Annotated in this window: 9 protein-coding genes; 1 reads left to right on the top strand and 8 read right to left on the bottom strand. The window is 32.4% G+C overall.

Annotation, left to right across the window (positions count from 1 at the left end; all coding sequences use genetic code 11):
* Nucleotides 1-239 precede the first annotated feature (239 nt).
* From BHF68_RS15360 to BHF68_RS05740, 8 genes are all read right to left on the bottom strand, one after another.
* A complete protein-coding gene (locus BHF68_RS15360) occupies nt 240-392 on the bottom strand; it encodes a hypothetical protein (RefSeq protein WP_176719889.1) in 153 nt (50 codons plus the stop codon).
* 53 nt (nt 393-445) lie between these two features.
* Complete coding sequence (locus BHF68_RS05770) at nt 446-655, bottom strand: hypothetical protein (RefSeq protein ID WP_069642704.1); 210 nt, start codon at nt 653-655, stop codon at nt 446-448.
* A gap of 300 nt (nt 656-955) precedes the next feature.
* Nucleotides 956-1,408 carry a hypothetical protein gene (locus tag BHF68_RS05765; RefSeq protein ID WP_069642703.1) on the bottom strand — a complete coding sequence of 151 codons (453 nt, stop codon included), beginning with the start codon at nt 1,406-1,408 and terminating at the stop codon, nt 956-958.
* Entirely contained in the window at nt 1,405-1,902 is a 498-nt protein-coding gene (locus BHF68_RS05760) for a hypothetical protein (protein WP_069642702.1), read from the bottom strand. The genes BHF68_RS05765 and BHF68_RS05760 overlap by 4 nt, the downstream gene beginning before the upstream one ends.
* Before the next feature lie 186 nt (nt 1,903-2,088).
* Nucleotides 2,089-2,712 (bottom strand): hypothetical protein, encoded by a 624-nt coding sequence (locus BHF68_RS05755; RefSeq protein ID WP_069642701.1) that lies wholly within the window; start codon nt 2,710-2,712, stop codon nt 2,089-2,091.
* A gap of 404 nt (nt 2,713-3,116) precedes the next feature.
* The gene (locus tag BHF68_RS05750; RefSeq protein WP_069642700.1) at nt 3,117-3,746 is read right to left on the bottom strand and encodes a hypothetical protein; all 630 of its coding nucleotides are present in this window, start codon (nt 3,744-3,746) and stop codon (nt 3,117-3,119) included.
* A gap of 106 nt (nt 3,747-3,852) precedes the next feature.
* Nucleotides 3,853-4,767, bottom strand: coding sequence for a hypothetical protein (locus BHF68_RS05745; RefSeq protein WP_069642699.1), 915 nt, complete (start codon nt 4,765-4,767; stop codon nt 3,853-3,855).
* A 69-nt stretch (nt 4,768-4,836) separates the two neighbouring features.
* Nucleotides 4,837-5,817 carry a hypothetical protein gene (locus BHF68_RS05740; RefSeq protein WP_069642698.1) on the bottom strand — a complete coding sequence of 327 codons (981 nt, stop codon included), beginning with the start codon at nt 5,815-5,817 and terminating at the stop codon, nt 4,837-4,839.
* Nucleotides 5,818-6,035: 218 nt separating this feature from the next.
* Here BHF68_RS05740 and BHF68_RS15820 point away from each other — a divergent pair.
* A partial coding sequence (locus BHF68_RS15820; RefSeq protein WP_141706230.1) for a LuxR C-terminal-related transcriptional regulator occupies nt 6,036-6,131 on the top strand: 96 nt, incomplete at its 3' end.

Genomic DNA, 6,131 nt, shown 5'->3' with positions numbered 1-6,131 from the left:
TCGCCCCAGAGTTTATCGCTTTTGTTCTCCCAGAAGACAAGAAAAGAGGGGATCCTAAGTCCCCTCGCCTTCTGGCAGAATCCCTTGTTAGCGCTCAGGTTGCTCTCCAGCAGTGCCTTATCCTCTAACAGGGCAAGAGCCATGTATAGTATGCCCACTTAATGGAAAACTAAAAACCATAATCTAGTAGAACTTAGTAATGAATTTTTCTAATATAAAATCCATTTACACAAAATTATTTACACTTCCATATTACTCATTGTTAATGTCCAATCATTTGATACTTTTGCTATAATAAACCCACTTAATAAATCGTAAATTAAAATGATTATCCCCATAAAAATTGAAACTACAAATACCCTCCCCATCTTATTGCTCAATGTATGTTGCATATAATCTCCTCCATTAAAAGTAACTTTATTTTTATCTTAGCTTCGGACATCCATTATTCGATTTTATTGACTTTACTTATACCTCTAATTAATTCATCAATCTTTTCATTTCTTTCTTGATCTAATTTTGTTTTAACGTTGATAAACTTATTTACTTTAATCAGAAAGTAAATGACAAAGATTATAAGCGCTAGGTTAAAAAGCACAGTTAAAAATGGTAACCATGCAAAAAAAGCAACTAATCCAAAACCAGTATCCATCACCTAAAAACCTCCCATATAAAGTATCTAATTATATTTACTTAGTTAAAACCTTTCTTTGAGTACTACTGTATTAATATCGCATGAACTTTTGTTCAGCAGATAATTTTTTAACACGCTTTATCAGCTTAGTAGTTCCTTCCTCATATACATTGTTATAGGAAGTATCCTTACACAACAATATTACCTTTTCAGCTTTACTAAAGTTAATCCACAAGATGGAGAAAGTAGAGATTGGCAAGTTGTTTTAAATGGTCAGGAATTACCTTTAGCTGATAACTATCCAATAAAGCTTAAGTGTTTTTAATTTAATATCGCACTCAAATGGATCTTATTTTCATCATAAATTGCTTCTAATTCTTCTACCAATCCATTCCATTCAAATGTCATTTTAATAATACTATCTTCGTAGACTCTTGCATTATTTGACCCTATTGGCAAAATGATTGCTCCATATTGATTTAACTGGTCTACACTTACTCCATAACTACTACCTATTTTAAATTCATATCTAACCTCATCTATTTCTTCAACGGACTTGCCAACATATTTTATATACATTTTCATACGAGAGCTGTGCTTTCTGCTAGTGTGCCCTCGCTCGTCTGTATGGGTAATTGTTCTTAAATCTTCAGTTATAATTACACTCCAACTTTCACTTTCACCTGCAAAAGTAAGCATTGAGCTTTCTAATTTACCCATACTACAGCCTGAAATAAGTAACGCTAAAATAGTAATTATTAGATACTTTTTCATATCTGTGTACCCTTGTTTGTTTGTATATTTTCATCATTACTAACTACGAGAGTGTTTTCATCAGAAGTTTTATATAGTGAAGCAATTAAGATATACCCAAATGCATAACCTGCTACTGAGTATGGCATTGTTTGAAGGGCCACTGATACGCTGCCTAAAATAGGAATTACAGGATAGAAATATTTGACTGAGGTAAATGTAAATACTGGCATAAGCGCAATATATAAAGTAGGTATTCCAATCGCCAATAGCTTAACCCAGTCATATTTCCACTTCCCCACTCTTCGCCATTCACAAATGAATTTAGGAAGCGCTAGAAATAAACCCAAAACAATTGGAACTATTGTTCTAGCAATCATTACAGGTTTGAACTCAAATGTTGATTGAAAATGAAAGTTAGAGTTCAGTATAATTCTCTGCCCAATATAATATAGGACAATCATAAATATGGTGTATAAAAAAAAGATAGAAAATCGTTTCATGTTATCTTTCATTACGCTTCTCTCCCTTATAAACTATTCCACGCAGGACGTGCGGCTAATGCATAGTCTGTCGCCTAACGGTTTGCATCACTGACGTCACTGAGCCTTACAGGTGCAGACCGAGGGTTAGATAGCTCCTATCCCTCTACCAAATTTGATTATAATCTCGACCTTCTCTTTTTATTAATATCTATTAAATCATTCAATATCAGAAAATATGTCGCGAGCAACTGGATGCTCCGTCCTAAAATCTTCTAAAGTCTTTTTATTGGCAATCTCATAAAGTTCTTTTTTTAATGTTATATATGCAATTGCAAAATCATTTGGAGAAATTAAAACCTTATTACCTCTAGCTATATAAGGATCTGTTATACGAAAGAAATTACTCCAAGATGCCTCTATCTTTCTAAGCTTATTAAAATGTTTATCTTTCAATATTAATTCATCTAACGTCAATGTTAATAAGAATGCAAATGATTGATCTTTTATCAAATATGAGGCAGAAAATTCTTCCCATACTTGATCATTTATTTCGTCTCTATGCAAATGAATAATTGACTTAGCAATGTTATCTTGTTTTACTAATTCAGCAAATATTTTATGTGTCACTAGTTTGTTGGTATCTTCTTTTGGTTGACTAGTTACAATATCAAAGTAATAATTTACTGGCATATTTCCAAAACCCAAAGATGAAATATTATATTTTTTAGCAGAATTTATAGTAGCTTGTTTTTCCTTGTTAATATTGGCTTGATAAAATACTATTACGACCAAAATGACGATTATAACACTTAATATATTTACAATTCTTTTATCTTCCATTGAATCACTCCCTGTTTAGACCGATGTGCTTTATTATTTCTCACCCCAAAAGGTGTTTTTTTCGTCCGATGTCAGTTAACTATCGCATTGCCGAACATGGTTCGTATACTATCTCTAATTGGTACGTTTTGTGTCAAAACGTCGTTTATGTGCAACTTTAAAAATTGCAATATATATTCTAGACAGAATTTAGTAATAAATAGTTCCCAAGCAATTCAAAATTCTAAAAAGCTCTTATTATCTGAATATGTATATTTAATAAACTCTCTAGCACACTATTCGGCTACAAATACCAAATCCCTTCTGAATCGACAAAAGTTGTCATTTTTCGACAAAAAGACGCATTCTACCCATTATTGAGTAAAATACGTCTTCTAAACTACATGTTTTTAGTAATTTGTGAGCTACTTCTTTACTCCCAAGTAAAATAGTACTCCCGCAGCGCCTGCAACTACATTCACATTGGCAATCATAAAATTAACGAATTGCATTGAAAAAGTTCGGTAAATTCCTAGAGATGAAATAGCAAATGAGCCCCACATTACAATTAACACAAAACTTGCAATTAAAAAAGCAACTCTTAACCATTTTTGCTTAACAAAAATTTCCCTTGGTTTGTTTAGATAATTCAACACTTGTAAGCCGATAATCATACCTATAAAAAACATTAATGGAGTAGCTACGAACTTTGCTGCCATTATTGGATAAGCATTAAATGAACTTATAAATTCTCTATGGTTAAGTTCAACATGCCTTTTATACATAAATGCAGTAATAAAGATCAATAACTGTACAGCGATAAATATGAGTTTACTTTTCCCGCTGTTTAAATTTATATTTTCTCTTATCTCATCAGCAGTACCAATTTCATCTATTAATTGCTTTTCAACTTTCACAGAGTCTTTACCATGCTCTATTAATTCTTGATACCGTTCTTCCATATCTGCTAACATGTCTGACTTTAACTCTTTCGCTCTTCTACTATTTGGTAATTCACGAAAAATTTCATCTAAATAACTTTTTACTTGTTGCATATCCTAACCCTCCTTTACAAAATTGCTAAGAATAACAACAGTTCTTTAATTGTATCTATCGTACTACTTTTATCGTAATAATTTGATTGTAAAGATTCACAACTACTTAACGTGTCAAAATTACATTCTTAATGTGATTGCGAAACTCTGTAATTGCTTCCATGCCTGTGAAATGGCCTTTATTTATAATTTTTAATTCCATTCCTTTATAACCATTTTTCTGAACATCAAGTTCAACAAGTCTATCGTAACGGGCAAGCAATGGGTAACAATCATTCTTCTTGTTATCTAAGAAATCTTCTTCGAAATCCAAAATTTCTTTTAACACTTCTACGTTATCAAGTGCTTTTCTAGCTGTGAGTTTGCTATAATTTGATGTTGTAAAAACATCATGCAGTCTGGTTCCCGCAATCATCGGTACATAATAGTCAACTTTACCTCTGAAGTATGCACGATGGAGATTTACGACCCATCCACCTAAGCTAACACCCACTGCATATATTTTACCTTGTAAACCGTCTACTCGTAATCGTGAAGCTAAGGCATCAAGAATAACTGTTGTAGTTGCTAGCATCCCTACATAATTCTCGAGACTGTCTAGCGCTTTGATGTAATCATTTTGAGTGCCTTCATGAAACGGAGCCATCAATAATATAAGATTTGCATCAATATCAAATTCTTTTGTGAAAATCTTTCGGAAAGAATTAGAACTGAAATAATCAAATTTGTAAGGTTGTTCTCCACTACCATGAATAAAGCAAATAGTCGGAACATCATTTCCTATCCATTTATAAACAAGATACTTACCATTAAACTGACCTATCGGACTAGTAGCTGTTACCTTTTGCCAGTCACCGTGTTCAATACTTTCCATATCTAAGTCAGTATTTGGTATAACTTCTTTTATAGGTTTGGTATTTATTGACTCACTAAAAAAAAGGTTTTTTCTATAAACATAAGCACCAATTGTAGCCCCCAGCCTATCTAATAGGCCATGCCAGTTATCTTTATTATTTTTCATTGGAAACACCTCCCATCATTGCTTGCATATATCTAATTTTTACTATATAGCCTCTGTTTTACTTACTAGTTATTCATTTTTAAACTCTGTTAAATCATATCGTTTTGTCTTTTTCCCTTTAATCTCAAAAACTAATACAGCATCATATAGATAATTCTCTATCATATTTAGTTCCTCTTGAGACGGCGGGTATTTATTTGGAAATTTTCCTTCAGGATCAATCGACCCAATATTATAATAAAAACTAATTTCTGTTTTGTTTCCGCTCGTGCTCGTACCAAATCCTCCCCCGCGTGGATTATTAAATATATCATCTTGGAATAACTTCTCAAGGCTATCTTTAGGTTCAACCCTAACTTTGTTGTCTCTAATAGCTTCGCCTATCAAACTACTATTAGGCAAATTTTCAAATTCAAACGTGTACACAATTTCAGTAAGTATGAATTTGACTTCAGTCCCATCTTCCATACTATATCCTTGCTTTTGATCATTTGTTTCAATATTAGCATTAACATTTACGAGCTTTGGAGGATGAATTATTCCTGTAAAAGAAATATATATAAAAAAGGTTGCAATTATAGATAAAGTAATGATTTTTGCTATACTAAATTTTCTTGCATAAACGATTTTGTCATTCTCTTCTTTGACAATCGAGCTTAATAGCGTATATCCAAATACTACTGCAATTAATGATGTTCCCGATACGGAATATCTAGAGAATATCCAGTGAAACATTGTAATTAGTTCTGTTGGACGCAAATAATGATAAAGGACACCTGAAGCGCTAATTAAAAACGTAGGTATTCCTATTATTAGTATTTTTAGCCAGTCAATATGAACTTTGCCAGATTTTAAAATTGTTATTATGAAGCTGGGTAAAGCTATGTATATTCCAACAATAATAGAATAGGCGCTATTAAAAAGTAGCATCGGCATAAGGTTTAATTCTTGATTAAATATAATACGCAGTTTCACCTGGTATGCGTTACCATAATAAATTAGTAATAATAGACCTATTATATAAAGTAGGTATGTAATAGTTTTTTTCATCTTCTCCCCCTTTAAATAGATATAAATTGTTTCTTTTTTTGATTTACTTATGTAAAAATAAGCCTATTGAGTAATATTTTAGAAATGAACCACGTGTGTACTTGAAATGAGCCACCATGTTCATCAGATAGAGCCACTATGGTCATGGCGAGAGCCACCTCTTGTATAATGGATAAATGCACCATCAGGTGCAAATCAAATACAGGAGGTCAAACCAAATGACCAAATATCGAGAAATCCTTAGGCTTAATAGTCAAGGTATGAGCCAACGCAGTATTTCATCTAGCTGCCAGTGCTCACGAAACACCGTCAAG

The organism is Desulfuribacillus alkaliarsenatis (assembly GCF_001730225.1).
GTDB classification, from domain to species: Bacteria; Bacillota; Bacilli; order Desulfuribacillales; family Desulfuribacillaceae; genus Desulfuribacillus; species Desulfuribacillus alkaliarsenatis.
This window is presented reverse-complemented; position numbering and strand designations above follow the sequence as displayed.